The organism is Leisingera coralii, from assembly GCF_049056525.1.
Lineage (GTDB): Bacteria > Pseudomonadota > Alphaproteobacteria > Rhodobacterales > Rhodobacteraceae > Leisingera > Leisingera coralii.
This window is the reverse complement of the sequence record NZ_JBHUPT010000098.1, coordinates 1-442: the sequence shown is the minus strand read 5'-3', so window position 1 is coordinate 442 and position 442 is coordinate 1. Positions and strand designations below refer to the sequence as shown.

Below are 442 nucleotides of genomic sequence, written 5' to 3'. Positions count from 1 at the left end.
GGAAAAGTTTGAACGTAATAAACCGCACGTCAACATCGGCACCGTCGGCCACGTTGACCACGGCAAAACCACGCTGACCGCAGCGATCACCAAGTACTTCGGCGACTTCAAAGCCTACGACCAGATCGACGGCGCGCCGGAAGAAAAAGCCCGCGGCATCACCATCTCCACCGCCCACGTGGAATATGAAACCGACGCGCGCCACTACGCTCACGTCGACTGCCCCGGCCACGCCGACTACGTCAAGAACATGATCACCGGCGCGGCTCAGATGGACGGCGCGATCCTGGTGGTGAACGCGGCTGACGGCCCGATGCCGCAGACCCGCGAGCACATCCTGCTGGCGCGCCAGGTTGGCGTGCCTGCCCTGGTCGTGTTCATGAACAAGGTTGACCAGGTCGACGACGAAGAGCTGCTGGAGCTGGTGGAAATGGAAATCCGC

Annotated in this window: 1 protein-coding gene; it reads left to right on the top strand. The window is 61.8% G+C overall.

Features of this window, described 5'->3' with window-relative positions; translation table 11 throughout:
- A partial coding sequence (locus tag ACFMBG_RS23020; protein WP_421056995.1) for a GTP-binding protein occupies nucleotides 1–442 on the top strand: 442 nt, incomplete at both ends.